The sequence below is a fragment of the Rhodococcus sp. BH5 genome (genome assembly GCF_027583855.1).
In the GTDB taxonomy this organism is placed as follows: Bacteria; Actinomycetota; Actinomycetes; order Mycobacteriales; family Mycobacteriaceae; genus Rhodococcus_F; species Rhodococcus_F qingshengii.
Window position 1 is genome coordinate 564,274 of record NZ_JAJHVW010000001.1, and the last position, 23,476, is coordinate 587,749.

24 protein-coding genes and 1 tRNA gene are annotated in these 23,476 nt (G+C 61.9%); 24 read left to right on the top strand and 1 reads right to left on the bottom strand.

The annotated features are described in order from the left end of the window. Positions 1 to 80: 80 nt before the first annotated feature. The 24 genes from RhoBH5_RS02520 to RhoBH5_RS02635 all read left to right on the top strand — a co-directional run bounded on the left by RhoBH5_RS02520 (position 81) and on the right by RhoBH5_RS02635 (position 22,841). Positions 81 to 560 (top strand): toxin-antitoxin system HicB family antitoxin, encoded by a 480-nt coding sequence (locus tag RhoBH5_RS02520; protein ID WP_003942206.1) that lies wholly within the window; start codon positions 81 to 83, stop codon positions 558 to 560. 87 nt (positions 561 to 647) lie between these two features. Beyond that, positions 648 to 1,082, top strand: coding sequence for an SRPBCC family protein (locus tag RhoBH5_RS02525; RefSeq protein ID WP_003942203.1), 435 nt, complete (start codon positions 648 to 650; stop codon positions 1,080 to 1,082). A gap of 181 nt (positions 1,083 to 1,263) precedes the next feature. Beyond that, positions 1,264 to 1,656 (top strand): Rv3143 family two-component system response regulator, encoded by a 393-nt coding sequence (locus tag RhoBH5_RS02530; protein ID WP_042450864.1) that lies wholly within the window; start codon positions 1,264 to 1,266, stop codon positions 1,654 to 1,656. Between the two features lie 211 nt (positions 1,657 to 1,867). Beyond that, positions 1,868 to 2,227, top strand: a complete 360-nt coding sequence (locus RhoBH5_RS02535) for an NADH-quinone oxidoreductase subunit A (RefSeq protein ID WP_003942165.1) — start codon at positions 1,868 to 1,870, stop codon at positions 2,225 to 2,227. Positions 2,228 to 2,307: 80 nt separating this feature from the next. Continuing rightward, positions 2,308 to 2,862: a NuoB/complex I 20 kDa subunit family protein gene (locus RhoBH5_RS02540; protein ID WP_003942234.1), complete on the top strand. Its 555-nt coding sequence runs from the start codon at positions 2,308 to 2,310 to the stop codon at positions 2,860 to 2,862. Next, a complete protein-coding gene (locus RhoBH5_RS02545) occupies positions 2,859 to 3,521 on the top strand; it encodes an NADH-quinone oxidoreductase subunit C (protein WP_270007914.1) in 663 nt (220 codons plus the stop codon). Before RhoBH5_RS02540 ends, RhoBH5_RS02545 begins: the two co-directional genes overlap by 4 nt. Continuing rightward, on the top strand, positions 3,521 to 4,852 hold the full coding sequence (gene nuoD, locus RhoBH5_RS02550) for an NADH dehydrogenase (quinone) subunit D (RefSeq protein WP_003942229.1): 1,332 nt from the start codon (positions 3,521 to 3,523) through the stop codon (positions 4,850 to 4,852). Before RhoBH5_RS02545 ends, nuoD begins: the two co-directional genes overlap by 1 nt. Beyond that, the gene (gene nuoE / locus RhoBH5_RS02555; RefSeq protein WP_003942123.1) at positions 4,849 to 5,673 is read left to right on the top strand and encodes an NADH-quinone oxidoreductase subunit NuoE; all 825 of its coding nucleotides are present in this window, start codon (positions 4,849 to 4,851) and stop codon (positions 5,671 to 5,673) included. Before nuoD ends, nuoE begins: the two co-directional genes overlap by 4 nt. 1 nt (position 5,674) lies before the next feature. After that, a complete protein-coding gene (gene nuoF, locus RhoBH5_RS02560) occupies positions 5,675 to 6,994 on the top strand; it encodes an NADH-quinone oxidoreductase subunit NuoF (RefSeq protein WP_007735149.1) in 1,320 nt (439 codons plus the stop codon). Beyond that, the gene (locus tag RhoBH5_RS02565; RefSeq protein ID WP_270007915.1) at positions 6,991 to 9,408 is read left to right on the top strand and encodes an NADH-quinone oxidoreductase subunit G; all 2,418 of its coding nucleotides are present in this window, start codon (positions 6,991 to 6,993) and stop codon (positions 9,406 to 9,408) included. Before nuoF ends, RhoBH5_RS02565 begins: the two co-directional genes overlap by 4 nt. Further along, a complete protein-coding gene (nuoH, locus tag RhoBH5_RS02570; protein ID WP_270007916.1) occupies positions 9,405 to 10,745 on the top strand; it encodes an NADH-quinone oxidoreductase subunit NuoH in 1,341 nt (446 codons plus the stop codon). Before RhoBH5_RS02565 ends, nuoH begins: the two co-directional genes overlap by 4 nt. Further along, on the top strand, positions 10,738 to 11,295 hold the full coding sequence (nuoI, locus tag RhoBH5_RS02575) for an NADH-quinone oxidoreductase subunit NuoI (protein WP_007735146.1): 558 nt from the start codon (positions 10,738 to 10,740) through the stop codon (positions 11,293 to 11,295). Before nuoH ends, nuoI begins: the two co-directional genes overlap by 8 nt. Then, positions 11,292 to 12,089: an NADH-quinone oxidoreductase subunit J gene (locus RhoBH5_RS02580; protein ID WP_064444521.1), complete on the top strand. Its 798-nt coding sequence runs from the start codon at positions 11,292 to 11,294 to the stop codon at positions 12,087 to 12,089. Before nuoI ends, RhoBH5_RS02580 begins: the two co-directional genes overlap by 4 nt. Further along, positions 12,086 to 12,385, top strand: coding sequence for an NADH-quinone oxidoreductase subunit NuoK (nuoK, locus tag RhoBH5_RS02585; protein WP_003942238.1), 300 nt, complete (start codon positions 12,086 to 12,088; stop codon positions 12,383 to 12,385). Before RhoBH5_RS02580 ends, nuoK begins: the two co-directional genes overlap by 4 nt. A gap of 1 nt (position 12,386) precedes the next feature. Next, on the top strand, positions 12,387 to 14,279 hold the full coding sequence (gene nuoL, locus RhoBH5_RS02590) for an NADH-quinone oxidoreductase subunit L (protein WP_270007917.1): 1,893 nt from the start codon (positions 12,387 to 12,389) through the stop codon (positions 14,277 to 14,279). Continuing rightward, on the top strand, positions 14,273 to 15,877 hold the full coding sequence (locus RhoBH5_RS02595) for an NADH-quinone oxidoreductase subunit M (protein ID WP_215515873.1): 1,605 nt from the start codon (positions 14,273 to 14,275) through the stop codon (positions 15,875 to 15,877). Before nuoL ends, RhoBH5_RS02595 begins: the two co-directional genes overlap by 7 nt. Then, on the top strand, positions 15,874 to 17,469 hold the full coding sequence (gene nuoN, locus RhoBH5_RS02600) for an NADH-quinone oxidoreductase subunit NuoN (RefSeq protein ID WP_270007918.1): 1,596 nt from the start codon (positions 15,874 to 15,876) through the stop codon (positions 17,467 to 17,469). The genes RhoBH5_RS02595 and nuoN overlap by 4 nt, the downstream gene beginning before the upstream one ends. 4 nt (positions 17,470 to 17,473) lie before the next feature. Continuing rightward, positions 17,474 to 18,157, top strand: coding sequence for a lysoplasmalogenase (locus tag RhoBH5_RS02605; protein WP_042922662.1), 684 nt, complete (start codon positions 17,474 to 17,476; stop codon positions 18,155 to 18,157). A gap of 30 nt (positions 18,158 to 18,187) precedes the next feature. Next, the gene (locus RhoBH5_RS02610; protein WP_270007919.1) at positions 18,188 to 18,772 is read left to right on the top strand and encodes an RNA polymerase sigma factor; all 585 of its coding nucleotides are present in this window, start codon (positions 18,188 to 18,190) and stop codon (positions 18,770 to 18,772) included. Next, a complete protein-coding gene (locus RhoBH5_RS02615) occupies positions 18,769 to 19,485 on the top strand; it encodes a hypothetical protein (protein WP_042922610.1) in 717 nt (238 codons plus the stop codon). The genes RhoBH5_RS02610 and RhoBH5_RS02615 overlap by 4 nt, the downstream gene beginning before the upstream one ends. A gap of 20 nt (positions 19,486 to 19,505) precedes the next feature. Next, positions 19,506 to 20,132 carry a class I SAM-dependent methyltransferase gene (locus tag RhoBH5_RS02620; RefSeq protein WP_270007920.1) on the top strand — a complete coding sequence of 209 codons (627 nt, stop codon included), beginning with the start codon at positions 19,506 to 19,508 and terminating at the stop codon, positions 20,130 to 20,132. 104 nt (positions 20,133 to 20,236) lie between these two features. Further along, a tRNA-Cys gene (locus RhoBH5_RS02625) sits at positions 20,237 to 20,307 on the top strand. A gap of 120 nt (positions 20,308 to 20,427) precedes the next feature. After that, a complete protein-coding gene (locus tag RhoBH5_RS02630) occupies positions 20,428 to 21,219 on the top strand; it encodes an ABC transporter ATP-binding protein (RefSeq protein ID WP_051649609.1) in 792 nt (263 codons plus the stop codon). Beyond that, positions 21,216 to 22,841, top strand: coding sequence for an ABC transporter permease (locus tag RhoBH5_RS02635; protein WP_230359802.1), 1,626 nt, complete (start codon positions 21,216 to 21,218; stop codon positions 22,839 to 22,841). The genes RhoBH5_RS02630 and RhoBH5_RS02635 overlap by 4 nt, the downstream gene beginning before the upstream one ends. A gap of 87 nt (positions 22,842 to 22,928) precedes the next feature. Here the strand turns inward: RhoBH5_RS02635 and RhoBH5_RS02640 are convergent, their stop codons facing one another. Continuing rightward, on the bottom strand, positions 22,929 to 23,339 hold the full coding sequence (locus RhoBH5_RS02640; RefSeq protein WP_064112776.1) for a hypothetical protein: 411 nt from the start codon (positions 23,337 to 23,339) through the stop codon (positions 22,929 to 22,931). Positions 23,340 to 23,476 lie beyond the last annotated feature (137 nt).

The window sequence follows — 23,476 nt, forward strand, 5'->3', positions numbered from 1 at the left end:
TATAGCGGTCGACCGCCCTCGATACCGAGTGACGTCATCACATCCTTGACTGACGTCACTTTTGACGCCACTGTGGTGTCATGGACATTTCGGAGTACACCGCAAAGCTGCAGAACGACCTCGCCACTGCAGCCGAACTCGGCGACGATCACACGCGCCGGATTGCGGCGTCGTTGTCCGCCGCCATCGAACCCTCGGTCCGCCTGGTCTTGTTGGCCGCGGCGACGGAACTGGCCAAGGAGATCGGGGCGAAGCTGGGCGACCGAGAGGTCAAGGTGAATCTCGACGGAAGCGAATTACTGGTCGACGTCGTTCGCCCGCCGAACTCGACCGGCGGCGAAGGTGCAAACGAGAAGGCAGACGACGAGAAGAAGGACTCAACCTACTCGTTCGACGACGTCAGCGGAGATATCAGCCGGGTGACGTTGAGGATGATGGAACAGATCAAAGCCCGCGCCGAGGAGGCCGCCAATCAGAACGGAGTCTCCCTCAACTCGTGGGTTTCACAAGCCGTCCAGGGCGCATTGCGGGACCAGATGCGCAAGAACGGCATGGACTAGCTCGACGCCAACCCGATCACCGAATGATCTAATTGCGCAACTGCAGTAATCACGAACCGTTGCCGCAAGGCGAGAAGGAGCACGTTCATGGCCGTTTCGGGCGTCAAGGAATTCGAGATCAAGGCTGATCCGGAAACGGTGATGAAGGCCGTAGCAGCCGTCGATCGGCTGCCGGAGTGGTCGTCTGCACACAAGAAGATCACCATCGAGAGCACCCACGACGACGGTCGCCCCCATCGCGTTCGCATGGCCGTGTCCATTCTGGGAATCAACGACGAGCAGGTAGTCGACTACACCTTCGAGGGCGACGAGAAGGTGACCTGGACCCTCGTGGAGAGCGGTCAGCAGAACCAGCAGGACGGCTCGTACGTCTTGACTCCCACCGACGGTGGAACCAAAGTCACCTTCGAACTGACCATCGATCCCAAGATCCCGCTGCCGGGCTTCCTGGTGAAGAAGGCACAGAAGACGGCGCTGGAAACAGCGAGCAAGGGCCTGACGAAGTTCGTCGAAAACTTCTGAGCGCACACGCAATTCAGGCGGCCCTTACTTCCGGCGTTCATCGCCGGGTAGGGGCCGTTTGCCGTGAAGCCGAGCTGTGTTTTCGCGGAAGTCCCTGCCGATGTTGAAGATTCGCCGGTAGCCGGGGACCGCCCGGAGTAACGTCGGCCGCGTGTCCGCCGAGACCGCAGAGCCCAACTCCATGGCACCCGTGCGCATCCTCGTCTACAGCGACGACGCACACACGCGCGAGCAAGTTCGGCTCGCTCTCGGAGAGCGCCCACATCCGTCGATGCCCACCATCGACTACATCGAGGTCGCGACGGCACCGATCGTCGTAGCCAAGCTCGATGCCGGCGGAATCGACCTCGCCATTCTCGACGGCGAGGCGAGTCCGGCGGGCGGCATGGGCGTCGCGAAACAACTCAAGGACGAGATCGCCGACTGTCCACCGATCCTCGTACTGACCGGTCGACCCGACGATGCGTGGCTGGCGTCGTGGTCGAGAGCGGAAGCCTCAGTGCCGCAGCCGATAGATCCGATCGAACTTGCTTCCACCGTCATCGCGCTTCTGCGTCGACAACTGAGCCGGTGAGCACCCGTTGCAGCGGTGATTCGTTGCGGCGCCGACTACTTCGGACTTTCGAGAGCGAAACTCGGCACCCCGAAAACGAACCCAATGTCGGAGGCCTCCCCTAGTGTGAGTGTCGCAGGTCACATAAGTATCGAATTGCTGGCAGTATCGAAATCGAACGGCACCTTCGGGCTGGGCGGACATCCGCACAGCGGAGAGGAGTTCGGGTGACATGAACGCTTACATCCCCATTCTCGTCCTCGGGGTCATCGCGATGGCCTTCGCTGTGGTGTCGGTTGTTCTCGCGTCCGTGGTCGGCCCGAAGCGGTACAACAGGGCGAAACTCGAAGCCTACGAATGCGGAATCGAACCGGCACCCCGTACCGCCGGTGGCGGGCGGTTTCCCGTCAAGTTCTATCTGACGGCAATGCTGTTCATCATCTTCGACATCGAGATCGTTTTCCTCTACCCGTGGGCGGTGCATTTCGATTCGCTCGGCTTGTTCGGCCTCGCGGCGATGGGCCTTTTCATAGTCAACGTCTCGGTGGCATACGCATACGAATGGCGACGAGGCGGTCTCGGTTGGGACTAGGCCAGCGGACACAGGTACAGCACACATACGTCAGACAAAACCGGTCACACCGCAGCTGTTACGACTGAAAAGAGTCGGATATGGGTCTCGAAGAAAAGCTCCCCAGCGGATTTCTACTGACCACTGTCGAGGGCCTGGCAGGGTATGCCCGCAAAGGATCACTGTGGCCTGCCACCTTCGGGCTCGCGTGCTGCGCGATCGAGATGATGGCAACCACATCAGGTCGCTTCGACCTGGCGCGGTTCGGCATGGAGGCATTCCGCGCGTCGCCGCGACAGGCAGACCTTCTGATCGTGGCCGGGCGGGTCAGTCAAAAGATGGGGCCGGTACTTCGTCAGGTCTACGACCAGATGGCCGAGCCGAAATGGGTTCTGGCCATGGGTGTGTGTGCGTCGTCCGGCGGTATGTTCAACAACTACGCAGTGGTACAGGGCGTCGACCACATCGTGCCGGTCGACATCTACTTGCCCGGCTGTCCGCCGCGGCCGGAGATGCTCCTGAACGCGATCATCGAACTGCACCGAAAGATCCAGGAGATGCCCCTCGGCGTGAACCGCGAAGAGGCACGCGCGGCAGCCGAGCGCGCCGCACTGGCATCCACCCCCACCATCGACATGAAGGGGCTTCTGCGATGACCGCGGGCAAAAACGGATCGAGGGGGATGTTCGGGGTCCGCGGCAGTGGTGACACCTCGGGCTACAGCCGGCTCGCCCCGCCGATCTCAGTAGAGGACAAGGCCTCTCGACCGTTCGGTGGATACTTCGACGAAGTTGCGGACTCCTTGGATGCCGCATTGCGCAGCGCGGGCAGCACTTTCACCGATGCAATCGAGCGGGTAGTGATTTTTCGAGACGAGATGACGCTGCATGTCGAACGGTCTCACCTCCCGCAGGTCGCGCGCAGACTGCGCGACGAATCGGAACTGCGCTTCGAACTTTGCCTGGGTGTCGATGGAGTCCACTATCCGCAGGACACCGGTCGCGAGCTCCACGCCGTATATCCATTTGCTTCGATCACGCACAACCGCCGGATCAGACTGGAAGTGTCCGTGCCGGACTCCGATCCACATATTCCGTCCATCGTCGGGATATGCCCCACCAACGATTGGCACGAGCGTGAGACCTACGACTTCTTCGGGATCGTCTTCGACGGTCACCCGGCCCTGACCCGTATCGAGATGCCCGACGACTGGAAGGGCCACCCACAGCGCAAGGACTATCCGCTCGGCGGTATCCCGGTCGAGTACAAGGGCGCCCAGACTCCTCCACCCGACGAGCGTAGGTCGTACAACTGATGAACGAGACGACAGGAAGCAACTCCGGTGCCACGACGGAAACCGTCGTCACAGCATCGGGTCAGGACTGGGACGACATCGTCACCGCGGCCGCCCGCCAGCGAACCGGCGAGGCCGAACGGATCGTGGTCAACATGGGCCCGCAGCATCCGTCCACTCACGGCGTCTTGCGCCTCATTCTCGAAATCGAGGGTGAGACAGTCGTGGAAGCTCGGTGTGGAATCGGCTACCTGCACACCGGAATCGAAAAGAACCTCGAATACCGGAACTGGACGCAGGGCGTCACTTTCGTTACTCGAATGGACTACCTGTCACCGTTCTTCAACGAAACCGCCTACTGCCTCGGAGTCGAAAAACTTCTCGACATCACCGACGACATTCCCGAGCGAGCCACCGTCATTCGCGTGATGATGATGGAGCTCAATCGTATCTCGTCGCACCTTGTCGCCCTGGCAACCGGTGGAATGGAACTGGGCGCCGTGACGGCGATGCTGTTCGGATTCCGCGAACGCGAATTGATTCTGGACGTGTTCGAGACGATCACCGGACTGCGGATGAATCACGCCTACATCAGGCCTGGTGGTCTCGCTCAGGATCTACCCGACGGGTCGGTCGCGAAGGTACGAGAACTGTTGAAGGTCCTACCGAAACGGTTGCGTGACGTCGAACTGATGCTCAGCGACAACTCCATCTGGAAAGCCCGCACCCAGGGAATCGGATATCTCGATCTCACCGGCTGCATGGCGCTCGGCGTGACGGGGCCGGTCCTACGCGCCACGGGTCTCCCCCACGATCAGCGTCGAGCGCAGCCCTACTGCGGCTACGAGAACTACGAGTTCGACGTCGTGACGCACGACGGATCCGATTGCTACGGAAGGTACGTCATCCGTGTCGAGGAGATGAAGGAGTCCCTCAAGATCGTCGAGCAGTGCCTCGACAAACTGCAACCGGGGCCGGTCATGGTGGACGACAAGAAGATCGCCTGGCCTGCCGATCTCGCTGTCGGACCGGATGGCCTCGGCAATTCGCAGAAGCACATCGCCAAGATCATGGAGTCGTCCATGGAGGGTCTGATTCACCATTTCAAACTGGTCACCGAAGGAATCCGCGTGCCGCCCGGCCAGGTGTACGTCGCCGTCGAGTCCCCGCGTGGCGAGTTGGGTGTGCACATGGTCAGCGACGGGGGAACCCGGCCGTACCGCGTCCATTTCCGGGATCCGTCATTCACCAACCTTCAAGCGGTAGCGGCGATGTGCGAGGGAGGCATGGTGTCCGACGTGATCGCCTCGGTTGCCAGTATCGATCCCGTCATGGGCGGAGTGGACCGATGACCGGCCCGAACGGCTCGTCACGGGTGTTCATCGAACTCGGGCCGCGCCCGGACGAGCCCACGCAACTGGTACGCCCTGGCGCACGATCGAGTTATCCGCCTGACGTACTCGCCCGACTCGACGCCGATGCCGAAACCGTCATCGCTCGTTACCGTGAGCCTGACGCCGCGGCGACCACCAGTCGATCAGCCCTCCTGCCGCTCCTTCATCTCGTGCAGTCCGAGGACGGGTACATCACCCCGGCCGGGATCGATTTCTGCAGTGCCAAGCTGGGTTTGACCGGCGCCGAGGTTGCCGCCGTTTCCACCTTCTACTCGATGTATCGCCGTGGTCCGACGGGTGAGTATCTGGTCGGAGTCTGCACCAACACGCTGTGCGCGATCATGGGCGGAGACGACATCCTCGCAGCACTCGAAGAGCATCTCGGGTCAGCAGGCTCCAGAGACGAAGGCGGACACTCCATCTCGACGTCCGACGGCAAGATCACCCTCGAACACATCGAGTGCAATGCGGCGTGCGACTACGCCCCCGTCATGATGATCAACTGGGAGTTCTTCGACAACCAGACTCCGGAATCGGCGCGCTCACTCGTCGATGCGCTCCGCGCCGGCGAGCGCGTGACACCCAGTCGCGGTGCCACACTGTGTTCGTTCCGACAGACCGCACGCACCTTGGCCGGGTTCCCGGATACACGAATCGAAGCAGCCGAAGCACAAACCATCGGCGGGGCAACTCTTGCCGGACTGCGTATCAGCCGATCTCACGACGACAACCCACCCGGCTCGGCCTCAGCAGCCGACGCTCCCGGCGAAGGGAAGTGACATGACACTCGCCCCCGTCCTGAGTCGCTACTGGGATCAACCGAACTCGTGGACCCTCGACAGCTACCTTCGTCACGACGGCTACCAAGCCCTACGCAAAGCGCTAGCCATGTCCCCCGACGCCGTGATCGAAACGGTCAAGGACGCGGGCCTTCGTGGGCGCGGTGGCGCCGGTTTCCCGACGGGCCTCAAGTGGAGTTTCATTCCACAGAGCACCGAAGACAAGCCAGGAGACGGCAAGCCTCACTATCTCGTCGTCAATGCCGACGAGTCCGAACCGGGCACATGCAAGGACATGCCGTTGATGATGGCGACCCCACACACGTTGGTCGAGGGAGTCATCATCGCGGCGTATGCAATTCGAGCGGCCAAGGCGTTCATCTACGTCCGGGGCGAGGTGGTCCCGGTCCTGCGACGTCTGCAGACCGCCGTGGCCGAGGCCTACGCGGCCGGATACCTGGGCCGCAACATCCTCGGTTCGGGATTCGACTTGGATCTCGTCGTGCACGCCGGAGCAGGCGCGTACATCTGTGGTGAGGAGACAGCCCTCCTCGATTCGTTGGAGGGACGACGCGGTCAGCCTCGACTGCGGCCGCCATTCCCCGCCGTCGCCGGCCTCTACGCCTGCCCGACCGTCGTCAACAACGTCGAGTCCATCGCGAGTGTGCCGTCGATCGTCCTGGGCGGCCCGGAGTGGTTCCGGTCGATGGGAAGCGAGAAGTCGCCGGGGTTCACGTTGTACTCGCTCTCTGGTCATGTCACCACTCCCGGCCAGTACGAGGCGCCGCTCGGCATCACGTTGCGAGAACTTCTCGACTACGCGGGCGGCGTTCGCACCGGGCACACCCTCAAGTTCTGGACTCCCGGCGGATCCTCGACTCCAATCTTCACCGACGAACATCTCGATGTCCCACTCGACTACGAGGGTGTCGGCGCGGCGGGATCGATGCTCGGCACCAAGGCACTGCAGATATTCGACGACACAACCTGCATCGTGCGCGCGGTGCTGCGGTGGACCGAGTTCTACGCCCACGAATCTTGCGGTAAATGCACGCCGTGCCGCGAAGGCACGTACTGGCTGGTGCAGATCCTGCGGCGACTCGAAGGCGGAACAGGTACTGAAGCTGATCTCACCAAACTTCTCGACATCTCGGACACCATCCTCGGAAAATCCTTCTGCGCGTTGGGCGACGGAGCGACCAGCCCGATCATGTCCTCCCTGAAGTACTTCCGCGAGGAATACGTAGCGCATTTCGACGGCAACGGATGCCCGTTCGATCCTCGCCGGTCCGTTCTCGCGACAGGAGCGTTCGTCTCATGACTGCAGCCGACGCCACCACTGGAACCGATGCGGCACCGCCGATTGATCTCGTCACCCTCACCATCGACGGCCGGGAACTCCAGGTACCCAAGGGCACGTTGATCATTCGCGCTGCAGAGATGATCGGCACACAGATTCCGCGGTTCTGCGATCATCCTCTTCTGGACCCGGTCGGGGCGTGCCGACAGTGCATCGTGGAGGTCGAAGGTCAACGCAAGCCGGTGGCGTCCTGCACGACACCGGTTGCGGACGGAATGGTCGTCACCACACAGCTCACGTCACCGGTGGCGGAGAAGGCGCAGCGCGGGGTGATGGAACTCCTGCTCATCAACCACCCTCTGGACTGCCCCGTGTGTGACAAGGGCGGCGAGTGTCCGCTTCAAAACCAGGCGATGTCGACCGGTCGCACCGAATCCCGGTTCGGTGAGGAGAAAAGGACCTACCCCAAGCCCATCCCACTCTCGTCCGAAATCCTGCTCGACCGCGAGCGTTGCGTCCTCTGCGCCAGATGCACACGGTTTTCGGGCCAGATCGCCGGCGACCCGTTCATCGATCTCCTCGAGCGCGGCGCGCTTCAACAGGTCGGGATCTACGCCAACGAGCCCTTCGAGTCCTACTTCTCGGGCAACACCATCCAGGTGTGCCCGGTCGGCGCGCTTACCAGTACGGCATACCGATTCCGGGCGCGACCGTTCGATCTGGTGTCCAGCCCCAGCGTGTGTGAACACTGCGCCGACGGATGTGCTCAGCGCACGGACCACCGTCGCGGAAAGGTTCTCCGCCGTCTCGCCGGGGACGACCCCGAAGTCAACGAGGAATGGAACTGCGACAAGGGCCGTTTCGCATTCACGTACACGACCCAAGGTGATCGGATCACCACTCCCCTGATCCGCAACGCTGACGGCGAATTGATTCCGGCGTCGTGGCCCATGGCACTCGACCTCGTTGCGCGATCCTTCGCGCAGGCCCGCGGTGACGCAGGCGTACTCGTCGGCGGACGCTCTACCTTGGAGGACGCCTACGCCTACGGCAAGTTCGCGCGAGTTGCTCTCGCTACCAACAACATCGACTTCCGAATCCGTGCTCATTCTGCCGAAGAGGCAGGTTTCCTCTCAGCACACGTCGCCGGCCGCACACTCGAAGAGTCGGTGACGTACCAGGACCTCGAGTCGGCCCCGGCCGCATTGCTGGTAGCTCTCGAGCCCGAGGAGGAGTCACCGATCATCTTCCTGCGGCTACGCAAGGCCGCACGTTTCGGCAAGACGACGGTGCTCTCCAGCGCGCCATTCGCTACGCGCGGCCTGCAGAAGATGGGCGGCTCTTTGCTTCGGACCGTACCCGGAAGTGAAGCAGCTCTGATGGATTCGTTGTCTCACCCCAGCAGCAAGGAGGGCCAGCTCCTCCGGCAGCCCGGTGCAGTGATCCTGTTGGGCGAACGACTCAGTGAGGTGGCGGGCGGCTTCGCCGCGGCGGTACGTCTCGCCGAAGCGACAGGAGCTTGTTTGGCTTGGGTCCCACGCCGCGCTGGTGATCGCGGCGCCGTCGAGGCCGGCGCACTACCGGGATTGCTTCCCGGCGGACGCCCCGTTGCGGACCCGGCAGCACGTCGGGAGGTGGAATCAGTGTGGGGGGCCTCCATCCCGGCATCCGACGGGCGCGACGCCGCGAGTCTGCTGGATCCGGGGCAGACGACTGCTGCCCTTCTTGTCGGCGGCGTCGAATTGAGTGATCTCCCGAACCCGGCGAAGGCAAGGGCCGCGATCGAAGCAGCAGGTTTCGTGGTGAGTTTGGAGATCCGTCACAGCGGAGTCACCGAACTCGCCGACGTCGTCTTCCCGGTGGCACCGGTCGCCGAGAAGCCCGGAACCTTCCTCGATTGGGAAGGCCGCGAGCGCGTGTTCGACACTGCGTTGAGAACGACAGGAGTGATGCCGGATCAGCGCGTTCTCCACGCGATCGCAGCCGAGATGGGCATCGATCTGGGCCTACCCGACGCAGATTCCGCACGCTCGGAGATACACCGCCTCGGCGATTGGTACGGATCGCGCCCCACCTCGCCTCAGGTCCCGTCAGGCACCATGCCCACACCGGCACTGGGCGAGGCAGTGTTGTCGAGTTGGCGAATGCTGCTCGACAACGGCCGATTGCAAGACGGCGAGCCCAACCTGGCGGGTACGGCACGGCTCCCACTCGTACGTTTGTCTGCCGAGACCGCTGCCGAGATCGGCGCCGACAACGGCGATCACGTTGCGGTGTCGACTGAATCCGGTTCCATCACATTACCGTTGGAGATCACCGAACTCCCGCCTCGAACAGTCTGGCTCCCGCTCAATTCACCGGGTAGCACGATCTACGAAACGCTCTGCGTTACCGCGGGTTCCGTGGTGAAGATTGCGAAGGCGGGAGCGCAATGACCACCCACGAGTACGGGACCGTGTCAGCTCCGGTCGACCTGTCGGCGTTCGGGCACGACCCGTGGTGGTTGGTGATCGGCAAGGCTCTCGCCATTTTCGTGTTCCTCGTACTCACACCGCTGGTGGCAATTTACGCGGAACGAAAGGTCATGGCACGCATGCAGATGCGTGTCGGACCGAACCGCGTCGGCCCCCGTGGGATGCTCCAGAGTCTCGCTGACGGAATCAAGCTCGCCCTCAAGGAGGGCATCACACCGACCGGCGCCGACAAACCGATTTATCTCCTCGCGCCCGTCATCGCAGTCGTGCCCGCGTTCATGGCCTTTGCCGTCATCCCGTTCGGTCCGCAGGTGTCGATCTTCGGAACCCTTTCACCCCTGCAACTGACCGATCTTCCGGTCGGAGTTCTCTACATCCTCGCCGTGACTTCAATCGGTGTGTACGGGATCGTGCTTGCCGGCTGGTCGTCCGGATCGACGTATCCACTACTGGGCGCACTTCGATCGACCGCGCAGGTCATCTCCTACGAGGTAGCAATGGGGCTGTCCTTCGCCGCAGTCTTCCTCTACGCCGGCACGATGTCCACGTCCGGCATCGTCAGCGCCCAACAAGGTGCCTGGTACGTCTTTCTCCTCCTGCCGTCCTTCCTGATCTACGTGACAGCCATGGTCGGCGAAACCAACAGGGCTCCCTTCGACCTTCCCGAGGCCGAGGGTGAACTGGTGGGTGGGTTCCACACCGAGTACTCCTCACTCAAGTTCGCGATGTTCATGCTGGCCGAGTACGTGAACATGGTGACGGTGTCCGCTCTGGCCACGACACTGTTCCTGGGCGGGTGGCACGCACCGTTCCCGTTCAACCTGTGGGACGGCGCCAATTCCGGTTGGTGGCCGGTGCTGTGGTTTGTCGCCAAGGTGTGGGGCTTCCTCTTCGTCTTCATCTGGTTGCGCAGCACGCTTCCTCGATTGCGCTACGACCAGTTCATGAATCTCGGATGGAAGATTCTCATCCCCGCTGCCTTGGTGTGGGTGATGGTGATCGCGACCGTTCGTGCGTTCCGCAACGAGGGTTACAACACCTGGGTCGTACTTCTTTGCGTCGCACTGGTTCTCGGAGCTGCGCTCCTGATCGCGTTGGCCGGGACTTACCGCAGCCGACGCCGAACCGCCGCGTTGGTGCCCGATTCGGGGACCCGGCCTTTCGATGCGATGTCGGGCGGCTTCCCGGTTCCACCCCTACCTGGTCAAACGCTGCCGACCCGAAAACTACCGGGTCAGAAGGTGCCACCGCCGCGGCGGACAGATGTTTCCGACACATCGGAGGACTCCCATGCCTGATTTCCTCGGACCTATCGCGGGTTTCGGAGTGACGCTCTCGACAATGTTCAAGAAGCCCGAGACCGAGTTCTATCCGGAGGAGAAGCGCCCCACCGCGCCCGGATACCACGGTCGCCATCAACTCAACCGGTATGCGGACGGACTCGAGAAGTGCATCGGTTGCGAACTGTGTGCCTGGGCCTGCCCCGCCGACGCGATCTATGTCGAGGGTGCTGACAACACCGAAGAAGAACGGTTCTCCCCCGGCGAGCGTTACGGGCGGGTGTATCAGATCAACTACCTGCGGTGCATCGGCTGTGGCCTCTGCGTCGAGGCTTGCCCCACTCGGGCTCTCACCATGACCAACGAGTACGAGATGACCGACGACAACCGAGCCGGATTGATCTACGAGAAGGACCGCCTTCTTGCGCCCCTGAAACCCGACATGGCAGCGCCACCACACGCGCTGCGTCCCGGCACAACTCAGGACGACTACTACCGCGGCGACATCACAGCAGCTCCCGAACAGCCAGCACCCGAGCAAGAGCCGAACCCGGAGACCGAGAAATGATCGCGTCGGTCACGACCACGATCCTGGCGGAGGGAACGATGACATCGACCTCCACCGGCGAGGCGGTGCAGTTCTGGATCCTCGGAACCCTTGCGGTGATCAGCGCTTTGGGCGTGGTCGCCGCCCCCAAGGCCGTCTACTCTGCGCTCTTCCTTGCAATGACGATGATCATCCTGGCCGTCTTCTACATCGTGCAGGGCGCACTGTTCCTGGGTGTCGTCCAGGTCGTCGTCTATACCGGCGCAGTGATGATGTTGTTCCTGTTCGTCCTGATGCTGGTCGGCGTGGATTCTTCGGACTCCTTGGTCGAAACGCTACGGGGACAACGCGTCAGCGCGATCGTGATCGGCGTCGGATTCGGGCTACTCCTTATCGGCGGCCTCGGAAATGCGTCGATCTCGGGGTTCACCGGATTCACCGGACTCGACCAGGGCAACATCGACGCTCTCGCCGATCTCATCTTCATCCGCTACGTCTGGGCCTTCGAACTGACCGGCGCACTGCTGATCACGGCGACACTTGGCGCAATGATGCTCGCGCATCGGGAGAAGATCGGATCCACGCTCAGCCAACGCGAACTCTCGCAGCAACGATTCGCGTACCTGGGCAGCGATGAGAGCAATCCCGACAAGGGCTCGGCCACTCCCCTCCCCAGTCCCGGCGTGTACGCACGTCACAACGCAGTGGACATGCCGGCACTGTTGCCCGACGGAACGTTCTCGACCCTCTCCGTCAGCAGCGCACTCACTCCGCGTTCCCCGGATCCGAGTACCGGTGAGGAGTCTGCGCGATGAATCCCGAGAATTACCTGTATCTGTCGGTCCTGTTGTTCACCATCGGGGCTGCGGGAGTCCTCCTGCGACGCAACGCCATCGTGGTGTTCATGTGTATCGAATTGATGCTCAACGCCGCCAACCTGGCATTCGTGACCTTCGCGCGCATGCACGGCAATCTGGACGGCCAGATCTTCGCCTTCTTCACGATGGTGGTAGCTGCTGCCGAAGTAGTCGTCGGCCTGGCAATCATCATGATCATCTTCCGATCTCGGCGTTCTGTATCCGTCGACGACGCAGACCTGCTGAAGTACTGACATGTCAGGAGGAATCACGTCCGCCATCTGGTTGCTCCCCGCCCTGCCCCTGTGCGGCGCCGCTGTCCTGTTGCTGGCGGGTCGTCGCACGAACGCGTGGGGCCACCTATTCGCCTGCGTCATGACACTCGCGTCGTTTGTCGTCGCAGTGGTGTTTTTCATCGCCATGCTCGGCCGCGACACCGCCGACCGCACCGTCACCGAGCACCTGTTCAGTTGGGTCCCGGTCGACAGTCTTCAGGTCGAGTTCGGACTGCAGCTTGATCAACTGTCGATCTGTTTCGTCCTGCTCATCACCGGTGTAGGTTCGCTGATCCACATCTACTCGGTCGGCTACATGGCGCACGACCCCGAGCGTCGTAAGTTCTTCGCCTACCTCAATCTCTTCCTCGCTGCGATGCTGCTCCTCGTGCTCGCCGACAACTTCCTCGGGCTCTACGTCGGCTGGGAAGGCGTCGGTTTGGCGTCGTACCTGCTGATCGGTTTCTGGCAGCACAAGCCGTCGGCGGCGACCGCTGCCAAGAAGGCTTTTGTCGTCAATCGGGTGGGCGACATCGGATTGATGATCGCGATGATGTTGATGTTCAGCACGTTCGGCTCGCTCTCGTTCAGCAGCGTCTTCGCCGACGCGTCTGGTGCAAGCGAAGGTGTCCTGACGGCGATCGGCCTGATGCTCCTCCTCGCTGCATGCGCGAAGTCCGCGCAGGTGCCACTGCAGTCGTGGCTCGGCGACGCGATGGAGGGCCCCACCCCCGTCTCGGCTCTGATTCACGCGGCCACGATGGTCACGGCCGGCGTCTACCTGATCGTGCGCTCCAATCCGATCTTCGATCTCGCACCCGACGCTCAGCTCGTGGTTGTCATCGTCGGTGCCGTGACGCTGCTGTTCGGTGCGATCATCGGCTGCGCGAAGGACGACATCAAGAAAGCGCTCGCCGCATCGACCATGAGTCAGATCGGATACATGGTCCTGGCAGCGGGTCTCGGACCAGCTGGATACGCCTTCGCAATCCTTCATCTGATCACCCACGGATTCTTCAAGGCAGGCCTGTTCCTCGGTGCGGGTTCGGTGATGCACGCGATGAACGACGAAACCGACATGCGGCGCTACGGCGGGCTCCGAGCGTTCATGCCACTGACTTTTGTCACGTTCGGGCTCGGATACCTTGCCATCATCGGTGTTCCGCCGTTTGCCGGGTTCTTCTCCAAGGACAAGATCATCGAGGTTGCGATCGGCGAGGGTGGCGTCAAGGGTGTTGTGCTGGGCATCGTCACCCTGTTGGGTGCCGCCCTCACTGCCTTCTACATGAGCCGCGTGATGCTGATGACCTTCTTCGGGAAGGCCCGCTGGGAGAACCAGAAACCTCACGAATCTCCGGCGGTGATGACGTCTCCGATGATCATCCTGGCGGTGGGGTCCGTCGGCGCCGGGATGCTCCTGACCATCGGGTCCAGCTTGCAGAACTGGCTCGAACCGGTTGTCGGCTCACATCACGTCGAACCGCAGATACCCGCATGGTCGATCACCGCGCTGGCGCTGCTCGCAGTTGCCGCCGGCGTCGCGATTGCGTATCGCGAGTACGCCACCCGGGAGATTCCACTTGTGGCACCGACTCCGGTTTCACCGTTGACCGGTGCGGCTCGCCGCGATCTGTACGGTGACGCCTTCAACGAGACGGTGTTCATGAAGCCTGGACAACAACTCATGAAGTCGTTGGAAGTGTTCGACACCAAGGGAATAGGCGGCGTCGTGGGCAGCTTTGCGGTGGTCGTCACCGGGCTGTCCGCGCTCACGCGGAAGCTACAGACCGGGTTTGTTCGCTCGTACGCGCTGGTGATGTTTGTCGGAGCAACACTCGTGGTCGCGACAATGATGGCGGTGACACTGTGGTGATCGAAGCGGCGGTGAGCGACTCTGTGACCAATACCGGCTTCCCCGCGCTGACGGTGCTCTGGTTGCTTCCGCTCATCGGAGCGGGTGTAGTCCTCGCTCTGCCGGCACGGTCGTACCAATTTGCGAAGTCTCTCGCATTGGCTGTGTCCGTGGCAGTCCTGGTGGTCGCCGCCGTTCTCGGAGTTGCGTTCGACCGCGGCGGCGAACAATTTCAATTTGTCGAAAGCCACAGCTGGATACCGGCTTTCGGCACCAGCTACACACTCGGACTCGACGGGATTGCACTCGTTCTGGTTCTTCTCACCGCAGTGCTGGTGCCATTACTACTGATCGCGGGCTGGAACGACGTCCCGGCAGACGCGGAATCACCCAAGAGAATGCCGCACACCTATTTCGCGCTGATCCTTGTTGTCGAGTCCATGGTGATGATTTCGTTCAGCGCCTTGGACATTCTCTTGTTCTACATTTTCTTCGAGGCAATGCTGATACCGATGTATTTCCTCATCGGCGGGTTCGGCGGAGTGGGCAGATCTCGCGCAGCCGTGAAGTTTCTGCTCTACAACCTCCTCGGCGGCCTGGTCATGCTCGCTGCAGTCATCGGCCTGTACGTGGTCACCACGCGCGACGAGAGTCCCTTCGCCAGTGGCACTTTCGACTTCCGGGCGATCGCCTCAGCGGCAAACAGCGGTGAACTCGGTGTTGGACCCGGGGTGCTCAACGCCTTGTTCCTCGGATTCATGTTCGCGTTCGCGGTGAAAGCACCGCTCTGGCCGCTGCACAGTTGGTTGCCGGACTCCGCGGTGGAATCGACTCCGTCGACAGCAGTGTTGATGATGGCGGTCGTGGACAAGGTGGGCACGTTCGCGATGATTCGCTACTGCCTGCAGCTGTTCCCGGAGTCGTCGTCGACTTTTGCACCGTGGATCATCACGCTCGCCGTTATCGGGATCGTCTACGGCGCAATACTGGCGATCGCGCAAACAGACGTCATGAGACTGATCGCCTACACGTCGATTTCGCACTTCGGCTTCATCATTCTCGGAATCTTCGCGATGACCAGCCAGAGCCAGGCGGGTTCCGCGCTGTACATGGTCAATCACGGAGTCTCCACTGCGGCTCTGTTCTTGATTGCGGGATTCCTCGTCTCGCAGCGAGGTACTCGATCGATCGCGGCGTACGGCGGCGTCCAGAAAGTTGCACCCGTACTTGCCGGCACATTCCTCGTTGCGGGGTTGGCAACGCTGTCGCTGCCGGGTCTCGCGCCGTTCGTCAGTGAGTTCCTGGTGCTGATCGGGACGTACTCGCGATACCACGTGGCCGCTGTCGCGGCGACTGCCGCGCTTGTCCTGTCCGCGATCTACATACTCTGGCTCTACCAGCGCATGATGGGCGGACCTGTGAAGGAAGAGCAGGGAACGATCCGCGACCTCGCTCGACGCGAACTCGTGGTGGTCGCCCCTCTGATCGCACTCCTGTTGCTTCTCGGCATCTACCCCAAGCCTGCCTTGGACGTCATCACTCCTGCAGTGAGCCATACGGTCGTCGACGAGGCTCCGACCCCGCTCGTCGCCGACCACGAAGGAGGTGCCCACAAATGAGTTCCTTCAACGACGTGACCATCCTCGGCTCAGCCGGCACGGCGTCACCCAGTGTCGAATACAGCTTGCTCTCGCCAATGTTGATCGTGTTCGGTGTTGCGGTTGTGGGCGTACTCATCGAGGCATTTGCACCCCGGCGTTTTCGATACCCCGTGCAACTCGTCCTCGGTGTCGCAGGCTTGGCGGCCGCATTCGTGGCAGTGCTTCTGCTCGCCGGCACGCGGTCGACGGCGATGATGGGTTCTGTAGCGGTCGACGGTTCGACCCTTTTCCTGCAGGCCACGATCCTTCTCGTGTCGATCCCCGCAGTACTGCTGATCGCCGAGCGAGGCTCGGGCAACACCGCCGAGGTGATCGCGCAACACGACGCGCTCGGCGGTTTCACCCCTCAAGCGTCGAGCGTCCCCGGAAGTGTTGCGGAACAAGAAGCGGTCAAGGTCGGTATCGCCCAGACCGAGGTCTTTCCGCTCACCCTCTTCGCTGTCGGCGGCATGCTCCTCTTTCCCGCGTCCAACGATCTGCTGACGATGTTCGTTGCGCTCGAAGTGTTCTCACTGCCTCTGTATCTGCTGTGTGGTCTGGCACGCCGACGTCGCCTGCTCTCCCAGGAAGCTGCGCTCAAGTACTTTCTGCTCGGGGCATTTTCGTCGGCGTTCTTCGTTTTCGGAATTGCGTTGCTGTACGGCTATGCCGGGACGGTCACGCTCTCCGGTATCGCCGACGCAGCTCGCAGCGGGTCGGGTACCGACGCCTTCCTGTGGCTCGGGACAGCACTCGTGGCCGTGGGATTACTGTTCAAAGTCGGTGCCGTGCCGTTCCATTCGTGGATTCCCGACGTCTATCAAGGGGCGCCGACGCCGATCACCAGTTTCATGGCTACTGCGACCAAGATCGCCGCATTCGGTGCCATCCTTCGTGTCTTCTATGTGGCTCTGCCCAACGAGTACGTGAACTGGCGTCCACTGATGTGGGCGGTCGCGGTTCTCACGATGGTTGTCGGATCGATCGTCGCTGTGACGCAAACCGACATGAAGCGGATGCTCGCGTATTCGGCCATCGCGCACACCGGATTCATTCTGACCGCTGTGGTTGCGGATTCGGACGCCGGCCTGGCCTCGGCGATGTTCTACCTTCTGGCTTACGGATTCAGCACAGTGGGCGCGTTCGCAGTCGTGAGTCTGGTTCGAGACGCAGACGGTGAGGTCGCGACGCTCTCGCGCTGGGCCGGATTGGGCCGGCGCTCACCGCTGGTCGGAGTTGTGTTTGCACTGTTCCTGTTGGCTTTCGCCGGGATCCCTTTGACCAGTGGGTTCATCGGAAAGTTCGCCGTGTTCAGCGCGGCCGCCGAGGGTGGCGCCGCACCTCTCGTGATAGTCGGCGTCCTGTGCAGCGCGATCGCCGCGTACTTCTACGTGCGAGTGATCGTGTTGATGTTCTTCACCGAATCGGCCGCAGACGCTCCGACCGTCGTGGTGCCGAGTGCACTGACCAGCAGTGTGATCGGCCTCGGCGCCGGTGTCACGCTCATCCTCGGCATACTCCCCCAGCCGGCGCTCGACCTCGCCGAGCGTGCAGCGGACTTCCTACACTGAGCCGATGCGTGAATCTGATTGCGACGCCGGACTGCCGAGCACCATCCGGTCGCCATGGTTTGTCGGGTTTTCAGCGGTAGCGATTGTCCATCTGATCCTCAATGCCGCTGATGCTGCGCCCTGGGACGGGATCACCAAGGTCATGCTCGCTCCGATTCTGGCTGCCTGGGTTGTCGCCCGACGCGGACCTCGAGTTGTGGCTGCGGCACTGATTGCCTGTGCTTTCGGAGACCTGTTCCTGATCTGGGACTCCACGTTTGTCATCGGCATGGCAGCCTTCGCGATCGGTCACCTCTGCTTCATCCGATTCTTTCTCTCACACGGCGCTCTTCGGGAGATACGTAGGCGGCCATGGTTTCTGTACGCTTACACCGTCGCTGGGATCGCTCTTGTGTCGTACACCTGGACCGGTCTCGAACCTGAACTTCGAATTGCCGTCCCCGTGTACGCCGCAATCCTGGTGGGAACCGCATCAACCGCACTGACGTACAACTCGATCACCGGTATCGGCGGCGCGCTGTTCCTCACCTCTGACGCCCTCATCCTGCTCGGCCAGGCGAACAAGTGGCAGCCCGCCGCTGCGGGCATCTGGATCATGACGCTGTACATCCTCGCTCTGTTGCTTCTGACAGTGGGGGTTCTCGGCCGGAGTAAGACGCCAAACCGTCCATTAGCTCAGAGGCTGTAAGGATCAGCAACCAGCCGGACATCTCTTCATATGACCCCGAAATCCGAGGAACAACCGCCGCCGAGCGGCGAAGAGCGGTTCACCGCCCTGTGGGACGCCTACGCCGGTCGGGTGTTCGCGTATACCTGTCGCCACGTTGATCATCACAGCGCGCAGGAGGTTGTCTCCGAGACGTTCCTCGTTGCCTGGCGACGCTTGGACGAAGTGCCCGAGCAGGCACTTCCATGGCTGTTGGTGGTGGCTCGAAACACCGTGAACAATAACCGTCGCAGCGTTCGGCGCCTTGACGCGCTCACCGAGAAGACGGGACGCATCGAGCAGATTGCGGCATCGACGCCGGGCGCCGACGTCACTGTCACCGAACGCACGGAACTGCTCGAAGCACTGGCAACACTCACCGTCACCGAACGTGAAGCCCTGCTCCTGACTGCCTGGGACGGGTTGACCGCCACCGAAGCCGCGCGGGTCGCTGGGTGTTCGGTTCCGGCCATGCATGTTCGTCTCTTTCGCGCTCGGCGTCGATTGCGCGCCGGGTTGACTTCAAATTCCGTCACCGTAATCCCGATGAACACCGCCCGACCTTGCGCTGCCGCCGAACACGGGAGTACCCCATGACCAAAGATCTGCTGACCACGCTCGAGAAGCTGCGGCCGAGCGATACGGTTTCCGCCGAACTCTGGCCCGAGAACGTCCAAGATGCCGTACGCACCCGAATCATGGCTACCGAAAACAACATTGGGGCAACCAAGGCTCCACGCCGTCGCGTCGGTGCCATCGTTCTCGTCGCGGCGATCTGCGCAGCAGTGGTGGTGGGCTGCGCCGCTGCCACGGGGATGATGCCGAAAGCGTTCACCGACATGTACTCGGGTTGGCAGACGATGCCGGGAACCAACGGCGGAATAGATCCGTCCACCGCCGAGCGGGTCGGGTCCATTCCCGGACCTGACGGAACCTTGTTCAGCGTCTTTGTCGCCCACGGCGCCAATGGCTGGAGGTGCGTCGCCCCGGTTTTCGAGGCGTCAGCCGACATCGACAAGGTTGGTCCGTCGAAATTCATCGGCCTCGGACACGGCTGCAGATCAATTGACTTGTACGGCGCGGATTCATTCGGGGGCGGCGCCGGGTACGAGGCCGGTCCGCACGAGGCGACCTACGACGCAGGGGCGGGAGGTGCTGTCCGAGCCGAACTTCACACCGCAGACGGCCATATCTATCCGACAATTCTTGCCGAAGACCGCTTCTACGGATGGATTCCCCTGTCGCTCACGTCCCCTCGTCCAACCCTCGTCGGATATGCCGCAGACGGGACGGTCGTCGGCACCCGGTGAGCTGTCGGTACCCTCGAAAGATGACTGCACACGCCCCGAACGAGCGCATCCCCAGCCAGTGGGAAGAGATCACTACAGCCGACTCGACGCATTCCACACGATATGTCGAGCGTTTCCGTTCCATGAGAGCGGACGGCAAGGACATTGTCGGGGAAGCACGTTTGATCGACGCGATGCTCGGACGCGGTGGCCGGGTTCTCGATGCAGGGTGCGGGCCTGGCCGACTCGGCGGTTATCTGCACGACGTCGGGCATGTGGTTGTCGGAGTCGATGTCGACCCGGTTCTCATCGCTGCCGCAGAAGAAGACCACCCCGGACCGACGTGGCTTGTCGGCGATCTCGCCGAACTCGATCTGCCGGCCCGCGGTGTCGAGGCAGATTTCGACGTCATCGTGTCGGCAGGCAACGTGGTGGCGTTTCTCGCTCCGTCCACCAGGCAAGCAGTATTTTCAGGATTTGCTCGTCATCTCGCTCCGAGCGGCCGAGTGGTCATCGGATTCGGTGCCGGCCGTGGCTACGAGTTCCCCGAGTTTCTCGCCGACGCGACCGCGAGTGGCCTCGAGGCTGATCTGCTGCTCTCCACGTGGGATCTTCGCCCGTTCAAGGAGGATTCCGAATTCCTGGTCGCGGTGTTCTCCCGCGCCTGACCCGGCACTTCCCCCGCACTCCCTGCGATCCGTCACACGGCGATCAACTCACCCTGATCACAATGGTGGCGACTGTTGTTCACTACGAACATAATTGGATCAATGCGGGTGTGGCCGAGCGGCAAGGCAGCGGTCTGCAAAACCGTCCACGCAGGTTCGACTCCTGCCATCCGCTCCCCTTGCGAACCAGCGACTCATGTCGCAACCCCCACCTAGGAATGACATTCGGTGCACGCAGCCTGCATCGCTCCGCTCCGTCTCCGCGCACATGGCTCCGGACAGTTACCCTCGATCGATGCACCCTCTCCCCGAGACAGGACAGTTACCTCCCGGACCGATGGCTTTGCAAGTGGAACACCTCTGCATGGCGTTCGGCGCGAAAGTTGCTGTGAACGACCTTTCTCTTGCGGTGCCCTCAGGTTCGTTGTTCGGACTGGTTGGCCCGAATGGTGCGGGAAAAACGACCACATTGTCGATGGCTGTCGGATTGCTTCGCCCGCACTACGGTCGCAGCCTGGTGTACGGCTACGACGTGTGGAACGACCCTGTGGCAGCGAAGAGTCTGCTCGGCGTCCTACCCGACGGTTTGGCGCTACCCGCCCAGTTCACCGGTCATGAACTACTCACCTATTTCGGGCGACTGCGCGGTATGCCAGAGGACGTCATCGCGTCACGACGCGACGAACTGTTGGCCGCGCTCGATCTCGCCGATGCAGGTGGAACGGTCATCGCCGATTATTCAGCGGGCATGACGAAGAAAATCGGGTTGGCCTCGGCCTTGTTGCACGGCCCTCGCTTACTGGTACTGGATGAGCCGTTCGAAGCTGTCGACCCCATTTCTTCGGCCGGAATTCGGAGCATTCTGCTCTCGTTCGTCCACTCAGGTGGCTCGGTCATTCTTTCCAGTCACGTGATGGCCCTTGTCGAACAACTGTGTACTCACATCGGAGTCATCGCAGACGGTCGCGTCGTGGCTTCAGGAACGGTCGACGAGGTGCGCGCAGGCAACACTCTCGACGAGGCATTCGTTCGCCTTGTCGGTAGCCGCAGTCCCAGTCCCGACGGACTGTCATGGATGCGCGCATGACCACCACCAGCTTTTCACCGACACACTGGAACCCGTCGGTCTCTGTGTGGCGCACTGTTCTCCGCATGCGCATGACCCTCTACAAACGTCAGTTCACCGGTGGAAGAGCTGTAATCAAGGTCATTGCAGCGTTGTTCGGGGTTCTGGGGGCAGCGCTACTGTGCCTACGAGCTTCGGGAAAGAACGGTGTTTCCCCCGATCTCGTCAGCGGCACAACCAGTCTCGCACTTTCGGCTATCGGCGTGATGTGGATCTTGATGCCGATCATGTCTGGTCTGTCAGATGACAATCTTCACCCCAGACATTTCCAACTACTCCCCCTGGAACCCGTCCGACTCGCCAGAGCACTGTTCTCGACGTCGCTGGTCGGTATGACCGTGCCGATTACCGCGTTGGCTGCAGCAGCGATTCCAATTTATGCCGCTACACACCACCCTGCCGCACTGCCATTGGCCATTATCGCTTGGCCCGCAACGGTCCTGCTCATTGTCGGCACCTCACGGGTCGCGATGCTGGCGATGTCGCAGCTCCTGCGGAGTCGTCGCAGCCGCGAACTGGGACTGTTGGCATTCGGCACGTTCTTCGGCGGACTGTATCTGCTGCAATTTCCGCTGCAGAGTCGCCTCGGCACGGTCGTGGACGGCGACGTCACGTGGCCGCTCACGGTCGCGCATTCGATCCCGTTCGCGTGGGGAATCACCAGTGTCGACGCAGCAGCAGGAGGCGCCTGGCTCCTCGCCGCCGGAGCAGTCCTCGCCCTGGTGCTGGTCGATCTCGCACTGCTGTGGTCATGGCAACGCCTGGTCGTTCGCTACTTCAACGGGAAGGTCGCAGAATCAGCGGGCGCCACTTCCGTGCAATTGAAGAACCAGGGCCGCGACATTCGAACCGGTTGGCGCGCATCCCGACTGGGCACCGTCATCTCTCGCGAGCTTTCGCTCTGGCACGGAGACATGCGCCGACGAACACAACTGCTCTCCGTTGCCATCATGACCTTGGTCTCCGGCTTCGGACCGCTGATCTCGTCATCGATCCCCTTCTCCGCCGCATGGGGTGCCTGGTTCCTGATCTACCTGGCAATGGCAGCCGGATCGAATCTGTACGGATTCGACGGCGCATCGATCTGGCATCTGGTGATGATCCCCGAAGCCGCTGCCGCTGACGTCCGGGGCCGACAAATCGCGTGGGCGATCGTGATGACACCCTTCGTGGTCGTCGCAACAGCTGCTGTACGGATCTTCGGGGACCTCGGGACCGACCGACTGGCCGTGCCGCTCGCCGTCGGCATTTCGATGATGGGAGTCGGTGCAGGACTGGCAGTAGCGATCTCCGCCAAAGCCCCCTACCCGGTCCCGGAGATGAAGAAGACGTTCTCCCTCAACACCCGCGGATCCTTCAACGGCTCGTCCTTCGGACTGATCATCCTCGCCATCGTCATCTTCGCCGCGACAACGGCGCCCGGCGTGCTACTAGGGGCGCTGCTACCGAACCCGGTGAACTATTCCGCCATCCCTGTCGCTGTTGCGATCGGTGCACTTGGTGCTTGGATCGGGGGCCGCGTCGCGATCACCCGTATGCAACGCGAGCCGGATCGGATTCTGTTCGCGGTTACCACCGCATGATCGTTGCCCAGATAGTCCGAGAATTTCTGGGCGTCAGCGCAGTAGCCGCAACTTGCACCAAAAAACTCAGTCTGGGCAATCGGATTATCAGGGATCCAGGTAGCGCAGCTCAACGGGTTCGGTCCTCGCATATCGCCGCCGGGCTTTCGTGACATAGCTTCCGCTCGAGCCGAACCATTGCCCTGGAAACATCGCACCACCAAGATGTTTGGCATGCCCCCGGAGCACCACGGTTCCGTACGTGTCGCCGAACGTCCCGGCCGATGCGGGAACTGCGCGCACCCCGCCCCTTCGCTGGAGCGTGGGTGGATCGAGCGCTGCCTCAGGTTCGCACCGCAGCCCGCTCGGTGTGCAGAAATCCTGGTGATGGACCACTACACCGGAGCGATGGAATTCTGCCGGTGCCGACATCCGTTCCACGGGTCCTGATCGCGCCGGATCCTCGAGATCCGCTGTCGAGCCGAGTCCCTCGGCGCCCCGGCTCGACAGCGAAATCACACCTGAATCAGCTCAGCGAGCTCAGCAGCGGCTCGAGAAGCTTGTAGAGCTCGAAGATTCCGATGATCGTTGAAATAGAACCCATGATGATCCTCCGTGATTCGTGAACTTTCCGTGACGTCGCGTCACAGGCAGAA